This window comes from Pseudoalteromonas ulvae UL12 (assembly GCF_014925405.1).
GTDB classification, from domain to species: domain Bacteria; phylum Pseudomonadota; class Gammaproteobacteria; order Enterobacterales; family Alteromonadaceae; genus Pseudoalteromonas; species Pseudoalteromonas ulvae.
On the sequence record NZ_AQHJ01000035.1, the window covers coordinates 508,383 to 528,801 of the forward strand.

Genomic DNA, 20,419 nt, shown 5'->3' on the forward strand with positions numbered 1-20,419 from the left:
AAAAATAACGTCCGATAAGGACGTTATTTTTTGATACTTGGCCATACAAAGTTTGATTGGCATGTATCTAAATAGAGTTGTTCAACCGCGGAGCGTGCCCATGGCGTTTTTCGTAAAAATTTCAGGCTCGATTTCACACTAGGATCATTCCTAAAGCAGTTCACATTCACATGCTTGGCCATTTCGGCCCAACCTAATTGTTGCTCTAACGTGGTAACAATTTTTTCTAATGTGATGCCGTGTAATTGATTATTTGCTTGTGGGTTACTCATAACGCTTTATGGTTGAAAAAAGACCCCTGTATTATACCAGAGAGCAGTGGATAAATGAATCATTCAAGTCTTGAGTTCTAACGGACGATAATTTTTTTTGTTTGGTTAGTTGGGTAAAGGATTTGCCCTTGATCATTAATCATCCGCCACGCAAGGCGACCGTTACTTTCAAACTGATTACGTGCTGTGCAAATGACGCGAGTTGTTTCCATCATAATAATCGCTCCTTCACTAAAACGTTTATCTTGATACCAACAAACAGCTTCAGTCGAAGAAGGCGCAATAATCACACTGTCTTTTTGAGTCGGTGTGCTACTGACTGCAAACGTAACAAAGAAGAACGCTAATGCGGAATTTACTTTCATCAAACACCTCGTTGAGAAGTTCAAAGTCATGCTAATGACTTTAGCACAATGGTCTGATCACCTACTTATTAATCGCAATCTTTTGACTCAGATTGAAACTCTGTGCAGTATTAGTTCGTTCCAAATAAATGACTGCATAGTCAGTGCTTTGATGAGCCTAAAGCTGTGTTTATGTCGTCAATATAATTAAAAATAAAGCAGCATTTTAAGCTGATTAGGCCTTACATGAAACACTTTCCAGCAACAGCCATGGCTTTAGCACTGTCGAGCATTGTCATCAGCCCTGATTCATTAGCTAAGCCTTTGGGTGCAATTCACACATTAACCGAGCAAGCGAACCAACTTGATATCGTCACACAAGATAATGAAAAGGTACGAGTTTCATTTTTGAGGGATGATATTTTTCGTATTTGGGCGGGAAGCAGCACGTTAAGTGAGGCTGAAAATAAAGCGGCGAGTATTATTTCTCAAACTGATTTTGCTCAGGTTGAAATGAATGTCACTGAGCAAACAGACTATACCTTAGTGACAACTAACACACTGTCGTTGCGTGTTTATCAACAGCCGCTGCGTTTTGAGTTATACCGTCCAGATAACGCCACCCCAATCTGGCAAGAAGTAAAACCAATAGAACTGACCGAAAAATCAAGTTATCAAACCCTGACGACCCATAAAAACGAGTATTTCATGGGTGGCGGCCAGCAAAATGGCGCCTTTGAGTTTAAAGGTGAAATTCTTGATATTTCTTACTCAGGAGGATGGGAAGAAGGCGACAGGCCGAGCCCTGCACCGTTTTATATGAGCAGCGAAGGCTATGGTGTACTGCGCAATACATGGAGCAATGGCCAGTATGATTTTCGTTCCGATGATTACCTCACTGCTGAGCATAAAGAAAACCGCTTTGATGCCTATTATTTTGTTGGCGACTCAATTGCTGAGGTGTTAGATGCATACACAGATGTATCGGGTAAAGCGCCGCTCATTCCGCGCTGGGCCTTTGAATACGGCGATGCTGATTGTTATAACGATGGCGATAATATTAAAAAACCAGGCACAGTACCTGATGGCTGGAGTGATGGTCCAACCGGTACGACCCCAGATGTGATTGAATCAGTTGCCAAAAAGTACCGCGAACACGACATGCCTGGCGGCTGGATTTTACCCAACGATGGTTACGGCTGTGGGTACACCAATTTACCCGAAGTGATTGAAGGACTGAGTGAACTCGGCTTTAAAACCGGCCTGTGGACCGAAGATGGCGTGGATAAAATTGCGTGGGAGGTGGGCGAGGCGGGTAGCCGTGCGCAAAAGCTTGATGTCGCATGGACAGGTGCAGGCTATCAGTTTGCACTTGACGCGAATCAAAGTGCAGCGCAAGGGATTTTAGATAACTCAGACTCACGACCATTTTTGTGGACAGTGATGGGCTGGGCGGGCATTCAGCGCTATGCAGTAACATGGACTGGCGATCAATCTGGCAGTTGGGATTATATTCGTTGGCATGTTTCGACTTTAATTGGCTCGGGCTTATCGGGGCAAGTGTATGCAACAGGTGATGTTGACGGTATTTTTGGCGGCAGTCCAGAAACCTACATGCGTGACTTACAATGGAAAGCCTTTACGCCGGTATTAATGGGGATGTCGGGCTGGTCAAAAGCGGCGCGTAAACATCCGTGGTGGTTTGACGAGCCATATCGCTCAATTAACCGCAAATACCTCAAGCTAAAAATGCGCTTAACCCCGTATATGTACACCTTAGCGCATCAAGCTGAACAAACCGCAGCGCCCATTGTACGTGGTTTAATGTGGGATCACCCCAATGATCAATATGCATTTACCGAGCAATATAAAAATCAGTTTTTCTTAGGCGAAAGCTTATTGGTTGCACCAGTGTTTCGTTCGCAAGCGGGCAGCAATGGCTGGCGTGAAGACATCTATTTACCAAAAGGGCAGTGGATTGACTATTGGGATGGCACAGTCACAGAAGCTCCCAAAGAAGGTCGAGAAATTGATTACCCAGTCACGCTGGATAAACTGCCGCTGTTAGTCAAAGCGGGCGCTATTTTGCCTATGTATCCAGAAGCTTTATATGATGGGCAAGTAGCAAAAGATACCTTAACACTCGATATCTACCCATTTGGTCAGTCATCGTTCGAAATTTATGAAGATGATGGTCATACCCGCCAGTATCAACAAGGGGCGTTTAGTAAACAGCTGATTAAGGTGGTTGCACCTCAAAATAAAGCGGGTGATATCACGGTCAACATTGGCGCTGTTCAAGGGCAATATCAAGGTATGGAGACTGAGCGGGTCTATCAGTTACAACTGCATACCCGTGTTTTGCCAGACAGCGTCGAATTAGACGGCAAGCCCCTAACACAGGTTTCCACGCAAACGGCCTTTGAACAAGGTCAAAATGTCTGGTTTTACGATGCACAGACCCAATTTGGAGTGGTGCATGTTAAGACAAAAAAAGTGGCGGTTAATCAGCAGTATAACGTGACACTTCGTGTGAACGATGGGTTAACACTTGCTGCAACACCGGCTTATCCAGCGATGCCCGATTACGGCAACGCGATTTCGGCCGATAGTTTACTGATTTTAAATCGCCCCCTTGAAGAGCCGGGTCACCCAATATCAAATGCCTTTGATAACAACCCAGATACTTGGTTTAGAACCATCCGCGACCAAAGTTTAAAAACAGGGCCGCATGAATTTGTGTTAGCCATGGGCGAGCGCCGTATGGTTGAAGGCTTTGAGATTGCACCACGTAATGACAAACACTGGAAATACTCACAAGTTAAAGACTACGAAGTGTATCTAAGTGATGTCAACGGCCAATGGGGCGAGCCAATTGCAACAGGCAGTTTAGCCCGATTACAAGAAAGCCAAAAAGTCACCTTTGATGCCAAGCCTGGCAGCTTACTACGCTTTAGAATTGTCAGCACCCACGATCAAGGCACCTTTGTTACGGCAAATAAAGACGATAAACCCACCGGTGAAGCGTTTAATGCGTTTATTCCAATGCAAGTGACTCCCATTGCAATCGGTGAATTTAAATTACTTGAGCAACCACAGCCAAAGCGTGGCAAACAGCGCGTGTATTTATCGGCGGCTGCATGGAATAACGCAACCACCGGAAGTAAAAAAGGCGTGCAAAAAGACAAAGCTTGGCATCCAACTAAAAGCAATGCCATGAAAATGAACGGGCTTGGTTTTAACAAAGGGCTCGGTGTTGATGGCCACAGCCAAATAGATTATGCCCTGTCGGGTCATTGGCAGACGTTTAGAGCCGATGTGGGCATTGATGACAGCTGCGAAGCAGGAGCAAAAGTGAATTTTCAGGTTTATGCAGATAACAAACTGTTATTTGATAGCGGCGAAATCACCCCGCCAGCGGTGGTAAAACCCGAGCTTGATATTCGTGGTGTCAAACAGCTGAGCCTGCGCACGTACAGCCAAGGCGCCACACAACAAGTTGCTTGTGCCAACTGGGCCAATGCGCAAGTAATTGGGTTTGAAGGCGATAAAGTCGGCCACTAAACCCGGTATTTCACTCAAAAAAAGCCCTTGTTCAATGATGAAAAAGGGCTTTTTGTAACACAGTAACGTGAACGTGTGTCGCAATCATAACAACTATCGAAGTGACTATTGAAGATACGCAGTCTTTGAGAGCGCTTTAGTACTCTGCATATCTGGGCTTAATAAAAGGTGCACAAATTGACACAATTTCAAGCTGAGATAAAACAGTATCACCAAATGTGAGTCGAAGTTGGTCACCACATAACAGTTGCCGTTGTGCTGGTTTAATCGCAATTTTGAGTGCCACCAGTTGTGGCTCAAAACAATGGACAAGCTCCGCTTGATAAACATCACTGTGCTGCATCGCTTTAATGTTCGCGACCATTGGCAAGACTTCTGGAGCACAAGCAAAGCGGACAATATGCATCAGTTGCCCATAGGGGAGTTGCACCGCTTGTTCTTCAAATGGTACAGCTGACTCTAGTGAATATTCAGGCTCAGATTTATTTGGATCATTGAGTACTTCAGTGATTTTAGCTGTGATGGGTCTCTCACTGAGCGTTAACCTTACAGCCAAACCGGCACTAAAATGTGCGGGCACAATCGCTTCGTTGAGAATTTGAATAATGATTTCTCGTTCTGTAGGAATACCGTTTTCGTTTTTATCAAACCAGCGGATCATGGCTTTTTCATCGCTTGCGGTTAAACCAATAAACCCAAACTCAAGTAAAGGCTGGGTAACGGGCATATCTAAACGCACGCGATAGCGTTTGTTCACTTGACTATCTCGCCACAGCTGATTGAAATTGGCTTGTTGGTAAGCTATCTCTGATTGATTCGCTTGTTTAGTGAGCGAGGCTAATACAGCCAAAAACTGTTGCCGCTGCCATGTATTGATTGACCACAGCTTTATGAATTGTTTAACCACCACAAAGCTAATAACCAGTGCCGCTAAGCGAGTTAAAAATGATAAACTTTGGCTTAATTCAATGAAAAAGCAGGTATAAATTAGCAGCAAAAATACACTGGTATCAATCAACCAAAAACTCTTAGGCTTTTGTAAATGCTTGCGCGTGATCCTCAGCATTCGCTCACTGTTAACATGGCGTGCTATTTCGGGATAATGTTTAATCGATAAAAACATACAACATCCTGTAATATAATGGTATTTTTATAATAACAAGGCAGACTGAATTCTAGAAGTGTTTTTATTTCGGGGAAACTAGCTAAAACAAAAACAAGCGAACAAACTTGGTGTATTTTCAAGCTCGCTTTGTCAACAGAGCAATGCCTTGGCATGCTTACCTCACAGCAATAATCATCATCAATAAGGAAGCGTATGCTGAACCTATTACTCATTGTTATTAGTTTGATCATTGTGGTGTGTTTGGTGATGTATATCATCACGCCTACAGCCACCTTGTTTAAGTTTTTAATCAGCATTGAGAGAAGTATTGCTCGCCTTTATGTCGATCGTTTAACCATCGATGACTTTGAAATTGAGTATCTGCGAGGTGGCTCGGGCGAGCCATTATTGCTGTTACATGGCTTTGGAGGTGACAAAGATCATTGGAATAGAATTGCGGGTTATTTAGGCGACCATTTTGACGTGATAGCCATTGATTTACCGGGCTTTGGCAACAGTAGCAGTGAGATAACACAAGATTACGATGTAAAGAGCCAAATTAGTCGACTCAAAAAGATAGTTGATGCACTCGAACTGACAGAGTTCCACCTTGCGGGGAGCTCAATGGGTGGCTACCTCGCAGGGCATTTTGCTGCAATGTACCCTAATCAAATTAAAAATTTATGGCTAATTAGCCCTTTGGGCGTTGAAAACTCAGATGAAAGTGAGATGTTTAAAGCGATAAACGCAGGGCAGCATCCCATCATATTACCTCGCAATGGATCTGAGTTTAGTGCATTGTTCGCCAACTTATTCGTCAAAAGACCCTTTGTACCCACCATCGTGATCGCGTATCTCGCGACCATGGCTGAACAAAGAATTGAGCTGAATACAAAAATTTTTAACCAAATACATCCAATCAATCATGATGGTACATATTCAGCGTTATCACTCGAAAAAGCGTTACACAACTACCAAGGCGCAGTCTTAATTACCTGGGGCAATAAAGACCGTATTTTAGATGTGTCTGGCGCACTAGGGTTGAAACAAGTGTTGCCAGATGCTCATATCGATATACTCAACAATGTCGGCCACTTACCTATGCTAGAGCAGCCTTTTAACACAGCACAGCCATTTATTGCGTTATCGAAAGGGAAAAAAGAAAGCGACTGTTAGTCACTTTAAAGGTTTCAACTGAAGTTTTGATGCCGATATGTTTTGCAGCAGTGGTGTTATGTCGTGACAGAGTTTGTTTGTGATTTGTACAATCAATGATTCCTAGACAGAAGTTATTAAATCTATCAGTAATTTTGATACGATTTGTATTTTTTACAATACAAATTGCTTAAAATCAATAAGATACTTTCGGCTTTTAGGTGTTTTTCCATGTGTGCATGTATATACAGTGTTAGTGAGTTTCTCGTATAGTCAAGAAAACGAGCGATTGGGTCGTTTTCACCCCAAAGCAATTTTAGCCTTAGAGGTAGAAAGCTTTTTGTAGCAATATGTTATCCAATGTGATAAAAATTCCTGAAGTAGAAACTCGAGACGGTTCATGGCAGAAAAACGACCCAATCGCTCGATATTAAATTGTTCTGATGGAATTGGAAACCCTAGATATTATAGCGTACACAGGATTTTTTACTGTATATTTAATCAGTATAAAATGGCTTGTTTTAAGTGCTATAAAATCTAACAAAGAAACTTGACGGGACTATACTTTATTTCAATCCCTAAAGCTTAGCACTAATGCTGTTGAAACCAGCGGGGTTTACAAACAGACATTAGTGCTAAGCTTTAGGATATGAAGTCTCGCTCAAGTGCCATTTTCCTTCGAGTTTTCCAATCTACGCAGCCAAAACGACTAAAGTCTGGCTGCCACAGAACAAGTCAATGAAATACGACTCCGCAAGTTTTTCATTTTCTTTTGCAAACAACGCAAAGAAACTGCCAAACTTGCTGCACGTATTATTGAAGCGTTAGGGCTATAGGAGCATTTAATTGAGTATTGCAATCTCTGAAATAGAATTAGAAGGATCTGAATTTGATAAGGGGTCTTTCACAATGATGCCTGTAAGCTTTAATAATGAAGACAGAAATAAATATTCATCAACAGCACTTTCTTTTTGGAAGTATGCCCGTAATGACTTAGATATAGAGTTATTCTCTGAGCCTCAAATGTTAGTTGAGCAACGCTCGGGAGAGTGGTTTGGTCCAGCCATTTTACTATCATCAGCTTTAGTTACAGGGAACTCTGAGCTAATTTCCGTATTTTGTGGGGTAGTATCAAACTACCTTACTGATTTTTTTAAAGGCAACCCAGCTCCCCCGAAAATCAAGCTGAAAGTTTTATATAAAGAGACTAAAACGACTAAAACTACTGAGATTTCTTATGAAGGTGATATTAATGGTCTTGATAAGTTAGAGTCATCGATATTAGATGTCGTGAATAAAGGTTAAGTTGTGACGAATAATATTTCATTTGAAAAAATTGGGGAAAATTTTCGTGATTTCATAGATTCCTGCGGGAAACTTAACTTTTATACTCGTTCTAAAAGGTTACAATCTGAAAAAGTTCAAGAATGTGTTGCATATATACAAGAGACTATGGCGTCAATAGCTAATTTTAAACTTTTGGCGCTTCCCACATAACTCCGTCTCTGAGCATCGAATTTAAGATCACAATCATCTTCCTGACACACGCAATAAGCGCTACTTTTTTCGGTTTCCCAGCAGCAACTAATCGCTGATAAGTTGATTTAAAAACAGGGTTTGATTGGATGGCTGACATCATCGCCATGTATAAAACGGTGCGTACTTGATGCCGCCCACCTTGAATTTTTCGAAGCCCTTTATAGCGGCCACTTTCGCGATTCATAGGCGCAACGCCAACCAATGCACCGGCTTCTTTATTCGACATATAGCCAAGCTCAGGTAAGTTACTGATGATGGAGGCAGCGGCAATTTTACCAATGCCTTTCATGCTTTGTAGGATCGTGTTTTTGGCTGAATATTCAGGGCATGATTCAATGAGTTTTAGAATTTTATTTTCAATTTTTTCAATCTGATTTTTAAAGGCTGTTAAAATAGGTTTGATGGTTGAAATCAGCTCTTTTGGTAAAATTTGCAGGCGGTTTTTTTCCATCGTTTGCATGACTAACAGCTGATTTCTTCTGGCAACCAAATCACTCATAATCTGCATGATGTCAGGCTTTAGGGTGGAGAGTGTGGGTTTAATTGCTTCGCCATAATGTGCAATCAACTGTGCATCTAGCTTGTCGGTTTTAGCGCGTTGACCAATGGCGCCAGCAAAGCGTTTTATGTGTATTGGGTTGGCAATGACAAAGGGTAAATTGGCCTTTGCACATGCAATAATAAAGGGCATTTCAAGGCGGCCAGTGGCTTCAATAATGATGCGGTTTGGAGAGTGTATTTTGATTTTTTTAATAGCCTCTGCAATCCCTTTTTCATCGTTCTTAACGGTGAAATAGATATCAAGAGGGCGAATATAAATATCGAGTTGAAATTTGCCGGTATCGACACCGACATTAATGTTTTGATTAGTATTTGTTTTCATAATAAGCTAACTCTTGCTTGCATAATGCGGGTTCGAGACCCAGTAGACTATTCGAGTGTGATGCTTGGAGTCTTTTGTGGCGTTCATTCTTGTTATCGGTCTCTCAACAGAGGATCCATCGCTTAATCGAACTACCACAAAAGAGAGCTTTAGTTGCAGCTAAAGCCTGGGTCTCACAATACCCGAACTCGGTTTAAAAGAATAATTTGATGGGTTTATTATCCATACAAGTTGCTTAAACGGAAAAATAACAGTTGGCCATCGCTTCGCGATTTTAGCCAACCATTATTTTCCGCTTAGCAAAGCGTTAGCAGTACAGGGATATGTAATGAAATTAGGTGTAATCTGCACATTAGGTTTTTCTTTAGTATTTACTTTGACTGGTTGTTCAACTCAACCTGTATCTCACTATTCTGAGGTAGAAAAAGCAACATCAGATTTTTGTTCAAGGTATAACTATGTCAATGAAGTTGGTAAGGAAGTTAAGCTAACAACTTATACTATTATCGTAAAAGAAACGGATGATAGCGGTAGGGAAATTGAAACCAGCAAAACAGTAACTTGCGACGCATAATACTGCTAACAAGGCATTCAAACGGACAAAAAACAGTTGGTTGTTTTCACTCCGTTCAACATTTTAGCCAACTATTTTTCGCCGCTTAACGAGGCGTTAGATGATCATCAACAAAGGAGTGTACTTTGGCAAATCCTCGGGTTTTTATTAGTTCAACATATTATGATTTAAAGCATGTCAGAGCCTCTATGGATATATTTATTGAATCCTTGGGGTATGAAACTGTATTGTCAGAAAAAGGAAATATTGCTTACGCACCAGATATGCCGTTAGATGAATCTTGTTACAAAGAGATCTCTAGCACCGATATTTTTGTTTTAATTGTTGGCGGAAGATATGGCTCTGAAACTAGTGAAGGAGACAGAAAAAAAGATAAAGAGTTCTTTGATAGATACGAGAGTGTTACAAAAAAAGAATTTGAAGAGGCTAACAAGCGTGATGTACCAACCTATATTTTAATTGAAAGTAGTGTTTATTCTGAATACCAAACATATTTACGTAATAAGAAAAATGAGAATATATCTTATGCGCATGTTGATTCAGTGAATATATTCAAATTTATTGAAAAAATCCTTTCTCTCCCTAGAAATAATGCAACTAAAACTTTTGAAAAGTTTTCGGATATTGAAAGTTGGCTCAGAGAACAATGGGCAGGTTTATTTCGTGATCTTCTACAGAGAATGTCTGAACAAAAGAAATTTACTGAGCTATCTCATCAAGTTGATGGATTAAAAGAAATAAATACAACTCTGAAGACTTACTTGGAATCTGTTATGCAATTTGTTTCTCCTGATAAATCAAGTGAAATAATAAAATCAGAACACAAACGATTAGATGATTTACATCGAATAGAACAAGTTAAAACAAGTGACTTGGGCCGTTTTCTAAATAAAAAATACGGCCTTCCTGTTGAAATTATTATAGAGGAAATTGTTAATGCTAAATCTGGAATTGGTTTTGCGAAGTCTTTATCAAAGTACGAAGAAACAGGAAAACACTCTCGAGATATCGTTGAAGTTTTTGAAGAATATTCAAAGGCAACAGATGATCTAAATGATCTTAGGAAACTATTTGACTTGAGTTCATTGCGGAAACCACCTAAAAAATCATCTAAGGACGCTCGCAAGCTCGGGTAAAATACATGACACCCATAAATATCTCATTGAAAAATCACAATAGAGGGTCTAATTTTAATTAATCACTTCATGTTTTGGTGGCTCACATGGCACAAGCAAGACGGTCGTTAATTGATTTAGACTCCACTCCTTATTATCACTGCATTAGTCGGTGTGTTCGCAGGGCTTTTTTAGCGGGATTTGATAAGTATTCAGGTCAAAACTTTGAACACCGACGTGCGTGGTTAGTCGAGCGATTTAAGCGGCTATCGCAAGTGTTTGCCATTGATATTGCGGCCTATACGGTGATGTCAAAGTCTAATCATTTCTACGTGAAGTGATGCATCCAAATATCCAATTCCCCTTAGAAATCCTTTGTTGTATTTTTATTTATATTAATTAAAATCAGTGAGATATTTATGAGTGTCATGTATTTGCTTGTATATGTACAGCGTCGATAAAACGGTCGAAGTGTGGCGAAATCGGCTTTACGACATCAGTTGGTACATGCGAAACCTAAATGAATTTATAGCCAGAGAAGCCAATAAAGAAGACAACTGCACAGGCCGATTCTGGGAGGGCAGATTTAAATCACAAGCATTATTGGACGAGCAAGCAGTACTCAGTTGTATGATGTACGTCGATTTAAACCCAATCAGAGCCAAAATGGCGAAAAGCCTGCAAGGCAGCGATTTTACGTCAATTCAAGAGCGCATTCAGCATTATAAAAAACAGTCCACGTCAGAAAACACGGAACAAATCACACCACAACCAAAGCAGCTTATGGCGTTTGGCAGTAACGCAAACAACCAAACCATTCCTTTTAAGTTACTGGATTACTTAGAGCTTGCCGATTGGAGTGGCCGACATTTTGACCCCAAAAAGCGCGGTGCTATCTGCAAAACTCAACCCAAAATATTAGTGGAATTGGGGATTGAAACTGCGGTCTGGCTTGAAGCTGTACATAACTTCAGGCGGCAATATAGCAATTTCGCAGGCCAACCGAGTGCACTCAGACAATGTGCTCATCAGCATCAGCAAAGTTGGTATCGCGGAGTCGGTTGAGTTTAAAAACTCTATTTTTATCTCAATGAAATAAGCAATGGCCTAGTTTTGTCATGGCTGAAATAGCGATTATCAACCAACTTTTTATTGATATACCTCCATTAACCTTGTGAGTTACCAACATTAGCAAAGTCTAATCATTTCTACGTGAAGTGATGCATCCAAATATCCAATTCCCCTTAGAAATCCTTTGTTGTATTTTTATTTATATTAATTAAAATCAATGAGATATTTATGAGTGTCATGTATTTGCTTGTATATGTACAGCGTCGATAAAACGGTCGAAGTGTGGCGAAATCGGCTTTACGACATCAGTTGGTACATGCGAAACCTAAATGAATTTATAGCCAGAGAAGCCAATAAAGAAGACAACTGCACAGGCCGATTCTGGGAGGGCAGATTTTAATCACAAGCATTATTGGACGAGCAAGCAGTACTCAGTTGTATGATGTACGTCGATTTAAACCCAATCAGAGCCAAAATGGCGAAAAGCCTGCAAGGCAGCGATTTTACGTCAATTCAAGAGCGCATTCAGCATTACAAAAAGCAGTCCACGTTAGAAAAAACCGAACAAGTTACTCTGCAACCAAAGCAGCTTATGGCGTTTGGCAGTAACGCAAACAACCAAACCATTCCTTTTAAGTTACTGGATTACTTAGAGCTTGCCGATTGGAGTGGCCGACATTTTGACCCCAAAAAGCGCGGTGCTATCTGCAAAACTCAACCCAAAATATTAGTGGAATTGGGGATTGAAACTGCTGTGTGGCTTGAAGCAGTACAAAACTTCAGGCGGCAATATAGCAATTTCGCAGGCCAACCGAGTGCACTCAGACAATGTGCTCATCAGCATCAGCAAAGTTGGTATCGCGGAGTCGGTTGAGTTTAAAAACTCTATTTTTATCTCAATGAAATAAGCAATGGCCTAGTTTTGTCATGGCTGAAATAGCGATTATCAACCAACTTTTTATTGATATACCTCCATTAACCTTGTGAGTTACCAACATTAGCAAAGTCTAATCATTTCTACGTGAAGTGATGCATCCAAATATCCAATTCCCCTTAGAAATCCTTTGTTGTATTTTTATTTATATTAATTAAAATCAATGAGATATTTATGAGTGTCACGTATTTGCTCTTATTAATTAAAATCAATGAGATATTTATGAGTGTCATGTATTTGCTTGTATATGTACAGCGTCGATAAAACGGTCGAAGTGTGGCGAAATCGGCTTTACGACATCAGTTGGTACATGCGAAACCTAAATGAATTTATAGCCAGAGAAGCCAATAAAGAAGACAACTGCACAGGCCGATTCTGGGAGGGCAGATTTAAATCACAAGCATTATTGGACGAGCAAGCAGTACTCAGTTGTATGATGTACGTCGATTTAAACCCAATCAGAGCCAAAATGGCGAAAAGCCTGCAAGGCAGCGATTTTACGTCAATTCAAGAGCGCATTCAGCATTATAAAAAACAGTCCACGTCAGAAAACACGGAACAAATCACACCACAACCAAAGCAGCTTATGGCGTTTGGCAGTAACGCAAACAACCAAACCATTCCTTTTAAGTTACTGGATTACTTAGAGCTTGCCGATTGGAGTGGCCGACATTTTGACCCCAAAAAGCGCGGTGCTATCTGCAAAACTCAACCCAAAATATTAGTGGAATTGGGGATTGAAACTGCGGTCTGGCTTGAAGCTGTACATAACTTCAGGCGGCAATATAGCAATTTCGCAGGCCAACCGAGTGCACTCAGACAATGTGCTCATCAGCATCAGCAAAGCTGGTATCGCGGAGTCGGCTAAGTTTTAAAAACTCTATTTTTATTTCAATAAAATGGGCAACGGCCTAGCTTTATCATGACTAAAATAGCGATTACAACCAACTTTTTATTGATATATCCTCATTAACCTTGTGAGTTACCTGCATTAGCAAAGTCTAATCATTTCTACGTGAAGTGATGCATCCAAATATCCAATTCCCCTTAGAAATCCTTTGTTGTATTTTTATTTATATTAATTAAAATCAGTGAGATATTTATGAGTGTCATGTATTTGCTATGTATTTGCTTGTAAGTTGAAAAATAGCTAACAAACCAAGTCAACGGGACAATTTTAAGTTGGCTCCCGTCGCTTCGCTCCTAACTTTAGCCAGCTAAAAGTTGCACCTGCTTGCTGCATCAGATTAGAAAGAATTACCCTTAGGGAATACTGGGTTTTATACAGAAAATAAAACTGTAGGTTCAAGGGTTATACTTTCAGATATAGCTGCAGGCTCAGGAATTATGAGTGCCTCACTCTTTACTGTTTTATTGCCCCTTATGGCGGCGTTTATATGTTTTTCAAATTTTGAGTTTAAATTTAAATAAGGAAGTTAATTATGTCAGATACAGAACGTTCACAAATGGAAATTAATTTAAATAAGGTTTTCTGTCCAAAATGTGATGAGAAAATGCCAGCTCTACGCATACCAAAAAATATTCAGCAACTAATGTGGGGCGGCTGGACTTGCCCAAAATGTGATTGCAAAATGGATAAGTTTGGTAAAAAAATATCCGAGTAATAAACATATAGACGTTTAAGGCTTCAGATATGCTGGTCTACTCTTATTAATTATGTGTGTGTTCACGATTTTAGTCAGCGCTCAATATTATCTAAGCAAAAAGCCAAGCTTAAAACAGCTTGGCTTTTTTCATGGTTAGGTCGATTGTTGGAATTGGTTATCGACTCTGTCGGCTTGTGCATCATCTTGCAGTTGCGCTCGATGATCTGTCGCGAGCCAGTGGTATAAAATCGGCAGGACAATTAAGGTAAACACTGTGCCAATGATCATACCTGCCACTAAAATGATTCCGATACTGTTTCGCGCTTCAGCACCTGCACCCGTGACCAGCACTAAAGGGAAGTGTCCCAATACAGTTGCGGCGGTTGTCATCAGAATTGGGCGCAAACGAGTGCTCGCGGCTGCTTTCACTGCGGCCAGTTTTTCCATTCCGGTCAACTGCATATGATTTGCAAACTCAACAATCAGGATGCCATTTTTAGCGATAAGACCAATCAGGGTGATAAGACCAATTTGCGAATACAAGTTGATAGACGTCAAACCTAAAAATGCCAACATCAACGCACCAGACAACGCCAATGGTACACAGCCAAGTAAGACCACCAAGGGATCACGAAAACTATTAAATTGAATCGCTAAGACAAAATACACCACCACAAGTGAAATCAGTAATACCGTAATCATGGTATTGCCTTCTTTGCGCATTTCGCGTGATTCACCTGCATAATCAATTGAGTAATTGGCTGGTAAAATCTCGCGGGCAACGGCTTCAATCTGAGCTAAAGCCTGCTCTTTGGTGATATGAGGTAACACCCCGCCATAAATTCTGAACGATTGCTGTTGATTGAATGATCCTAATACACGAGGGCCGACCATTGGTTGTACCTCAGCAAAAGAGGACAACGTCACGGTTTCACCTTTGGCTGTGGTGATCTCTAAATCAAGGATCAATTCTGGATTAAATCTATCTTCGCCCATTACCACAGGGATCACTCGATACGCTTTACCGTTATCATTATATTGATTGACGTAGTTATTTGATAACAACACACTCAGTTGGTCGTTGACGGACGCGGCGGTTAAGCCCAGATCGGCCATCATGACTTTATCGAAAATCAGCTGACTTTGAGGTAAATCAATCTTTAAATCAGTATCAACGAACATAAAGCTGCCACTTTGGTATGCTTGCGCCATGATTTGTTCGGCGTACTCACGCATTTGCTCGTAGCTATCACTGCCTCGAAAGACCACTTCAAGATCAAACTGTCCGGCAGTCGGTAATGCAGGGGACAAAACAGGAAATAGATTTAATTCGCTGACTGATCCTAATTTTCCGAATAACTCAGGTAATATCTCATGCACGCTTTGTGTACGTTGGTCGAATTCTTTTAATTCAACGCCGCCAAACCCTGCGTTTTTAAAGACGATTTGCCAAGTAAACTTACTTCCATCGACTGAATTCATCACATCAACCACTCGGTGCATGTGGTTGGTGGTATACGCCAATGAAGCCTCAGGTGGAGCCGTGACGACGACATTAATACCACTTTGGTCTTCGACAGGTGCCAACTCTTGCTGAGATAACATGTAAAAAGGCACAACCAGTAAGCTAAAAATAATGGCACAAAACATGACTTGGGCACGCCAAGTAAACAAGCGATCCAAAGCTTTGATATAGCGTTGTTGTAAGCGGTCAAAGCCATGGTTGATTGCGCGAGTGAGTTTTCCTTCACGACCACCTACAGGGGAGACATATGCACTCATAATGGGCGAAAGTGTGATGGCGACCACACCTGAAATTAACACGGCTACAGCGAGTGTAAAGGCAAACTCACGGAATAAAAACCCAGTTAAACCCGACAAAAATCCAATCGGTGCGTACACGGCCGCCAAAGTGAGCGTCATCGCGATGACGGGCACCAGTAATTGACGACTGCTGAGCAGGGCCGCTTCAAAGCGACTTTTGCCTTCACGCATGTGACGGGCGACATTTTCGACAACCACAATTGCATCATCAACCACTAAACCAACCGATAACACGATGGCCAAAATAGTTAACAGGTTTAATGAAAAACCGACCAAAGACATCACCCCAATTGCGCCTAAAATTGAGATTGGAATGGTCACTAATGGCACTAATGCCGTTCTGAGACTCCCCATCATCACGATGATTACTATGCCGACCAATAAAACGGTTTCGACTAATGTCGTAAATATTTCTTTAATGGCGTCACGCATGTACAAAGTACCGTCATAACCGACGCCCACTTGCATGCCATTAGGAAGGCGCTGATTGAGCTGGTCGAGTTTTTCATAGAGCGCATCGCCAATTTCAATTTCATTAGAACCAGGTAAAGGCCACACAGCAATAAAAATGGTCTGATCATGATTTAGACGAGCATCAACAATGCCTTCTTCTTCACTGACTTCAACTTCAGCGACATCCGCTAAGTGGATTTGGACATCGTCGCGGGTTGCTACGACCAATTGTTTGAACTCATCGACAGTGCTAAGAATAGTGTTTGACATCAGATCAACACGCTGCCTGCCATTTTCGCTGTAGCCAAGGGTGGCAATAGTGTTGTTTGCACGTAAAGCCGCCATAACATCATTGGCATTTAGGTCAAATACCGCTAATTTATCGGGATCAATCCAAATGCGCATCGCGGGATTACGACCCCCTTCTAAGGTGACTTTTTGCACACCTGAAATATCACTTAAATAAGGGACAACGTTTCGGCTGAAATAATCAGTCACTTCGTGACGGGGGATCCCTTTTGCTGCAATATCTAAATAAAATAACGCATTCTGACGATCCGCTCTGACTATCGAAATGGCTGGATCTTGCGCGCCTTGTGGCAGCTCAAACTTTATTTGGCTCAATTTCGCCGATAATTCCGCTAAAGCGGCAGTGGTATCGTAATTAAGAGACAACCACGCAGTGACTTTACTGCTACCTGCAATGGTGGCTGAGTCGACATAATCCACGCCTGGCACAGTGGCTGCAATTCGCTCAATCGGTTCAGTGATATACCCTTTGACCACCTGCGCAGATGCACCGGTATACACAGTATCAATAACCAGCGAAGTGCTTTCAATTTTGGGGAATTGTTGAACCGAAATATGCGAGGCAGAGTACATGCCGCCCAACATAATCAATAAAGAGAGTACAATGGCCAGCAACGGGCGTGTAACAAAGATGTCCATCACCGATTTTTGATGTTCGTGTAAAGCGCTCATTACAAACCCTCAGGCGATTGTGTGAGAGGGACGTGGGTGTCATCGGTGTCGCTTGTTTGCGGATACACTAATAACCCTTGGCTTAATTTGAATGCACCGATAGTGGCAATGAGCATGTTGCTTTCAAGACCCGATATAATGGCTTGATTGTCGCCAAGACGTGGGCCAAGTTCAACCGCCAATTTATGCGCTCTGAGAGTGTTGGTGTCATCTTGACGTAATTGATAGACAAAATCACCTTGGCTTGTACGGGTGATCGCCAAATTTGGCACCATAATGACCGATTGCGCAGGCTGAGTGATATAAATATTCAGTAATTCATTATGAGCAATCACATCGTCACTGTTGTCGAGCACAACGCGATAAGTTTGATGACGCGAATTGGCCTCCATTTGTGTTTGTTTCGCCACAACTTTAGCGCTGATTTTTGGATTCGTTTTGTGTTGATTGATTTGCTCAACCCATACTTGATCGCCAATCGCAAGACGTGTTTTTGTCTGCGGAAGTTTAAACTCAACCCAAATTTGATTGCTTTGAGCAATTAACGTAGTGATGGGGGAGTTGTTCGGTAAAAATTGACCGACTTCAAAAGTGTCAATGCCCACTCGGCCCCGAAAAGGTGCAATGACCTGTTTTTTATTAATAATACTGTTGAGGTTATCGATGTTCGCAATGGCAATTTGATAATCGGCTAAGGCAGAATCAACCACTTGTTGGCTGACTTTTTTACCGATTAACATTTGTCGATTTCTCTCTAAAGTTGACTTAGCTAAAGCAAAAGTGGCTTTGGCTGCATTGAGCTGCGCTTCTTCTTCACTGGTATCCAAAGACAGTAGCACTTGGCCTGCTTCGACAATATCACCGGCATTGAAGTTAACACTGACAATATTTCCTGATAATTGATTTTGTAATGCAACAACCTGCAAGGCACGGGCTTGACCTGTGACTTTATATTGAGCTGAAAAAGACTCCTTTTTGGTCACCGTAGTTTGTACCGTTGCTGAAGGCTCAGGGAATGATTCACCAAATGCAATCGCTGCTTGGACTTGTTGAAATTTTAAAAAGCTCAAGCCCGCAATGGTGCCAACGGTAATAAAAAGGGCCAAGGCCCATCGACGAATATGCATAGTCATTTCCTAAATTAGCGTAAATTACGAGCAATCAATAATTGCACTGTTTTTTCAATGCCCGCTTTATCGAGCGGCGTTTGCCATTGGTAAGAGTTAATCAAGCGTGTAAAAATTCGCACAATCGCAGAATCGCTAGCGACCGGTTCATGTAATTGCGCTGTGCCTAGTGCAATTTGGCGAATTTGTGTGATCCTTTCGACATTTTGATAGCCCACGGTTAATGACCAGCCACCAAGATTAATTTCATCAATCATTGCTTCGATTTCATTTTCATCATCACAGATAAGCTCGTTGTTTTGCACCGCCTGTTTCATTGTTTGATAGAAGATTTCTTCACAATGTTGATGCGCGCTAATCATTCGCTCTGTCCACAAGGGAGAGGTTTTCGTTACCACTAACTCATTGGCCACAAAAGCATCTAAGTGAGTATCAAATGGGTAAAGTTGCATTTTCATTGGGTTCAATAAAGTAATGCCCATGATCCGCTCGGGTGTTGTGAGTGGAAGCTCGAGGATTTCTTTAAAAATCATACTGTAGTGTTTGAAAACACGAATAGCGAGGGCAAAAATGATGTCTTCTTTGCATTGAACATGCTTGTAGATTGAGCCCATCGAGATAGCGGCTTCTTTGGCTACTGCCGACATTGTAAAATCGAGTAATGATGTTTTTTCGATGCAATTAGCAGCAGCATTAAGAATGATATCTTCTTGTTCTTGCATGCTAAATTTTGGAGCTGGCGCCATGATGATCCTTAAGACATAACCAAATAACCACATTCGAATGGTGTTCGAATGTGGTTATTATAAATATAGATCCATTCAAGTCAATCAATTGATCATTAAAAAATGGCGATAAAACATACACAGCTGATGCACCCGAGCAATAAAGTTGCTTGGTATTTTTAATTGCCATAGAAGTAAAGTTTGATTATCAGTTTGATACGGTAGGATATTTTTGAATGTGGGTGATAACCGCGATGCAAAAATCGACAGCAAGCTCTGAATAAACGGCACGAAGCGCTAGCCAAAAAGGCGCCGCTGTTACTTTTATATAACCGTGAAAATAGAGGCTCAGGCTATATTACGCGGATCCAGAATTAGGAAATGCAACACCTAATGTCACGATGTGGATGTGCATCACGTACTGTATTGACGGATAAGTACGTGATGCAGAGTCTATTTTCCGCAATAACAATGCCTTGTATTGGCATTGTTATTGGGGTTTGAATGACTATGCTGCGTCGATTTGGTTTTCGGGCGCGGCGTCAATAAAGGCTGGTATGGTATTGCAATGCTGATAAATGGCTGCAATTTTTGGAAATTGACTCATATCGACTTTAAAGCGGTGGGCGTTGAATACTTGCGGCACTAAACATAAATCCGCAAGAGTCGGTTTGTCGCCAAAGCAAAATGGTCCATTGCCAAGTTGGCTTTCAATTTTGGCAAAGCCTATTTCAATCCAATGGCGATACCAGGTATTTTTAGTATCGTCATCTGCACCCAACTCACTGCTTAAATATTTTAATACTCGTAAATTATCAATCGGGTGAATATCGCAAGCGATGGCATAACACACGTTACGCACTTGCGCTTTTTGCCACGGATCGGCTGGCAGCAGTGCTGGAGTATTAGGCTGGGTTTCTTCTAGCCACTCTAAAATCGCCAATGATTGTGCAAGCACACCTTGCTCTGTTTCAAGGGCGGGCAACAAACCTTGCGGGTTTTTACTGACGTATTCATCACCTTGTTGCTCTGATTTGAGTAAATTAACCGGAATAAGCTCATGGTCAATCTGTTTCAAATTGAGTGCAATACGCACCCGATAGGCGGCTGATGAGCGAAAATAGCTGTAAAGTTTCATTGATTACT

Annotated in this window: 18 protein-coding genes; 10 read left to right on the forward strand and 8 right to left on the reverse strand. The window is 41.4% G+C overall.

Annotation, left to right across the window (positions count from 1 at the left end; all coding sequences use genetic code 11):
• Positions 1-23 precede the first annotated feature (23 nt).
• Both PULV_RS20335 and PULV_RS20340 read right to left on the reverse strand, forming a co-directional pair.
• Entirely contained in the window at positions 24-272 is a 249-nt protein-coding gene (locus PULV_RS20335; RefSeq protein WP_086745569.1) for a VF530 family protein, read from the reverse strand.
• A 77-nt stretch (positions 273-349) separates the two neighbouring features.
• The gene (locus PULV_RS20340) at positions 350-637 is read right to left on the reverse strand and encodes a DUF1496 domain-containing protein (RefSeq protein WP_176365235.1); all 288 of its coding nucleotides are present in this window, start codon (positions 635-637) and stop codon (positions 350-352) included.
• A gap of 225 nt (positions 638-862) precedes the next feature.
• Here PULV_RS20340 and PULV_RS20345 point away from each other — a divergent pair, with 225 nt between their 5' ends.
• The gene (locus PULV_RS20345) at positions 863-4,180 is read left to right on the forward strand and encodes an NPCBM/NEW2 domain-containing protein (protein WP_193332498.1); all 3,318 of its coding nucleotides are present in this window, start codon (positions 863-865) and stop codon (positions 4,178-4,180) included.
• 136 nt (positions 4,181-4,316) lie between these two features.
• Here the strand turns inward: PULV_RS20345 and PULV_RS20350 are convergent, their stop codons facing one another.
• Positions 4,317-5,303: a hypothetical protein gene (locus tag PULV_RS20350; RefSeq protein WP_193332499.1), complete on the reverse strand. Its 987-nt coding sequence runs from the start codon at positions 5,301-5,303 to the stop codon at positions 4,317-4,319.
• A 195-nt stretch (positions 5,304-5,498) separates the two neighbouring features.
• Here PULV_RS20350 and PULV_RS20355 point away from each other — a divergent pair, with 195 nt between their 5' ends.
• Together PULV_RS20355 and PULV_RS20360 are read left to right on the forward strand one after the other, a co-directional pair.
• Positions 5,499-6,461 carry an alpha/beta fold hydrolase gene (locus PULV_RS20355; protein ID WP_193332500.1) on the forward strand — a complete coding sequence of 321 codons (963 nt, stop codon included), beginning with the start codon at positions 5,499-5,501 and terminating at the stop codon, positions 6,459-6,461.
• An 825-nt stretch (positions 6,462-7,286) separates the two neighbouring features.
• Positions 7,287-7,745 carry a hypothetical protein gene (locus tag PULV_RS20360; RefSeq protein WP_193332501.1) on the forward strand — a complete coding sequence of 153 codons (459 nt, stop codon included), beginning with the start codon at positions 7,287-7,289 and terminating at the stop codon, positions 7,743-7,745.
• A gap of 166 nt (positions 7,746-7,911) precedes the next feature.
• Here the strand turns inward: PULV_RS20360 and PULV_RS20365 are convergent, their stop codons facing one another.
• Positions 7,912-8,862, reverse strand: a complete 951-nt coding sequence (locus PULV_RS20365; RefSeq protein WP_193331717.1) for an IS110-like element ISPtu2 family transposase — start codon at positions 8,860-8,862, stop codon at positions 7,912-7,914.
• A gap of 328 nt (positions 8,863-9,190) precedes the next feature.
• Here PULV_RS20365 and PULV_RS20370 point away from each other — a divergent pair, with 328 nt between their 5' ends.
• From PULV_RS20370 to PULV_RS20400, 7 genes are all read left to right on the forward strand, one after another.
• Positions 9,191-9,436 (forward strand): hypothetical protein, encoded by a 246-nt coding sequence (locus tag PULV_RS20370; RefSeq protein WP_138605525.1) that lies wholly within the window; start codon positions 9,191-9,193, stop codon positions 9,434-9,436.
• A gap of 125 nt (positions 9,437-9,561) precedes the next feature.
• On the forward strand, positions 9,562-10,572 hold the full coding sequence (locus PULV_RS20375) for a DUF4062 domain-containing protein (RefSeq protein ID WP_193332502.1): 1,011 nt from the start codon (positions 9,562-9,564) through the stop codon (positions 10,570-10,572).
• 86 nt (positions 10,573-10,658) lie between these two features.
• Positions 10,659-10,892: a hypothetical protein gene (locus tag PULV_RS20380; RefSeq protein ID WP_405127507.1), complete on the forward strand. Its 234-nt coding sequence runs from the start codon at positions 10,659-10,661 to the stop codon at positions 10,890-10,892.
• Between the two features lie 103 nt (positions 10,893-10,995).
• Entirely contained in the window at positions 10,996-11,616 is a 621-nt protein-coding gene (locus PULV_RS20385) for an alpha-amylase family glycosyl hydrolase (RefSeq protein WP_405127508.1), read from the forward strand.
• Positions 11,617-12,061: 445 nt separating this feature from the next.
• Positions 12,062-12,496: a hypothetical protein gene (locus PULV_RS20390; protein ID WP_405127509.1), complete on the forward strand. Its 435-nt coding sequence runs from the start codon at positions 12,062-12,064 to the stop codon at positions 12,494-12,496.
• A gap of 307 nt (positions 12,497-12,803) precedes the next feature.
• The gene (locus PULV_RS20395; protein WP_405127508.1) at positions 12,804-13,424 is read left to right on the forward strand and encodes an alpha-amylase family glycosyl hydrolase; all 621 of its coding nucleotides are present in this window, start codon (positions 12,804-12,806) and stop codon (positions 13,422-13,424) included.
• Positions 13,425-13,998: 574 nt separating this feature from the next.
• Complete coding sequence (locus tag PULV_RS20400) at positions 13,999-14,181, forward strand: hypothetical protein (protein ID WP_193332503.1); 183 nt, start codon at positions 13,999-14,001, stop codon at positions 14,179-14,181.
• A gap of 135 nt (positions 14,182-14,316) precedes the next feature.
• Here PULV_RS20400 and PULV_RS20405 read toward each other — a convergent pair whose 3' ends face one another.
• The 4 genes from PULV_RS20405 to maiA form a co-directional block, all read right to left on the reverse strand.
• Entirely contained in the window at positions 14,317-17,421 is a 3,105-nt protein-coding gene (locus tag PULV_RS20405) for an efflux RND transporter permease subunit (RefSeq protein ID WP_193332504.1), read from the reverse strand.
• Complete coding sequence (locus PULV_RS20410) at positions 17,421-18,548, reverse strand: efflux RND transporter periplasmic adaptor subunit (protein WP_193332505.1); 1,128 nt, start codon at positions 18,546-18,548, stop codon at positions 17,421-17,423. The genes PULV_RS20405 and PULV_RS20410 overlap by 1 nt, the downstream gene beginning before the upstream one ends.
• Before the next feature lie 14 nt (positions 18,549-18,562).
• A complete protein-coding gene (locus tag PULV_RS20415) occupies positions 18,563-19,294 on the reverse strand; it encodes a TetR/AcrR family transcriptional regulator (RefSeq protein ID WP_086742168.1) in 732 nt (243 codons plus the stop codon).
• A 487-nt stretch (positions 19,295-19,781) separates the two neighbouring features.
• A complete protein-coding gene (gene maiA, locus PULV_RS20420) occupies positions 19,782-20,411 on the reverse strand; it encodes a maleylacetoacetate isomerase (RefSeq protein WP_086742167.1) in 630 nt (209 codons plus the stop codon).
• Positions 20,412-20,419: the final 8 nt, after the last annotated feature.

Excerpts from the sequence above, each read along its gene's own strand:
- PULV_RS20335 (WP_086745569.1), bottom strand. The coding sequence starts at position 272 with ATGAGTAACCCACAAGCAAATAATCAATTACACGGCATCACATTAGAA.
- PULV_RS20340 (WP_176365235.1), bottom strand. The coding sequence starts at position 637 with ATGAAAGTAAATTCCGCATTAGCGTTCTTCTTTGTTACGTTTGCAGTC.
- PULV_RS20345 (WP_193332498.1), top strand. The coding sequence starts at position 863 with ATGAAACACTTTCCAGCAACAGCCATGGCTTTAGCACTGTCGAGCATT.
- PULV_RS20350 (WP_193332499.1), bottom strand. The coding sequence starts at position 5,303 with ATGTTTTTATCGATTAAACATTATCCCGAAATAGCACGCCATGTTAAC.
- PULV_RS20355 (WP_193332500.1), top strand. The coding sequence starts at position 5,499 with ATGCTGAACCTATTACTCATTGTTATTAGTTTGATCATTGTGGTGTGT.
- PULV_RS20365 (WP_193331717.1), bottom strand. The coding sequence starts at position 8,862 with ATGAAAACAAATACTAATCAAAACATTAATGTCGGTGTCGATACCGGC.
- PULV_RS20370 (WP_138605525.1), top strand. The coding sequence starts at position 9,191 with ATGAAATTAGGTGTAATCTGCACATTAGGTTTTTCTTTAGTATTTACT.
- PULV_RS20380 (WP_405127507.1), top strand. The coding sequence starts at position 10,659 with ATGGCACAAGCAAGACGGTCGTTAATTGATTTAGACTCCACTCCTTAT.
- PULV_RS20385 (WP_405127508.1), top strand. The coding sequence starts at position 10,996 with ATGTACAGCGTCGATAAAACGGTCGAAGTGTGGCGAAATCGGCTTTAC.
- PULV_RS20390 (WP_405127509.1), top strand. The coding sequence starts at position 12,062 with ATGATGTACGTCGATTTAAACCCAATCAGAGCCAAAATGGCGAAAAGC.
- PULV_RS20395 (WP_405127508.1), top strand. The coding sequence starts at position 12,804 with ATGTACAGCGTCGATAAAACGGTCGAAGTGTGGCGAAATCGGCTTTAC.
- PULV_RS20400 (WP_193332503.1), top strand. The coding sequence starts at position 13,999 with ATGTCAGATACAGAACGTTCACAAATGGAAATTAATTTAAATAAGGTT.
- PULV_RS20405 (WP_193332504.1), bottom strand. The coding sequence starts at position 17,421 with ATGAGCGCTTTACACGAACATCAAAAATCGGTGATGGACATCTTTGTT.
- PULV_RS20410 (WP_193332505.1), bottom strand. The coding sequence starts at position 18,548 with ATGCATATTCGTCGATGGGCCTTGGCCCTTTTTATTACCGTTGGCACC.
- PULV_RS20415 (WP_086742168.1), bottom strand. The coding sequence starts at position 19,294 with ATGGCGCCAGCTCCAAAATTTAGCATGCAAGAACAAGAAGATATCATT.
- maiA (WP_086742167.1), bottom strand. The coding sequence starts at position 20,411 with ATGAAACTTTACAGCTATTTTCGCTCATCAGCCGCCTATCGGGTGCGT.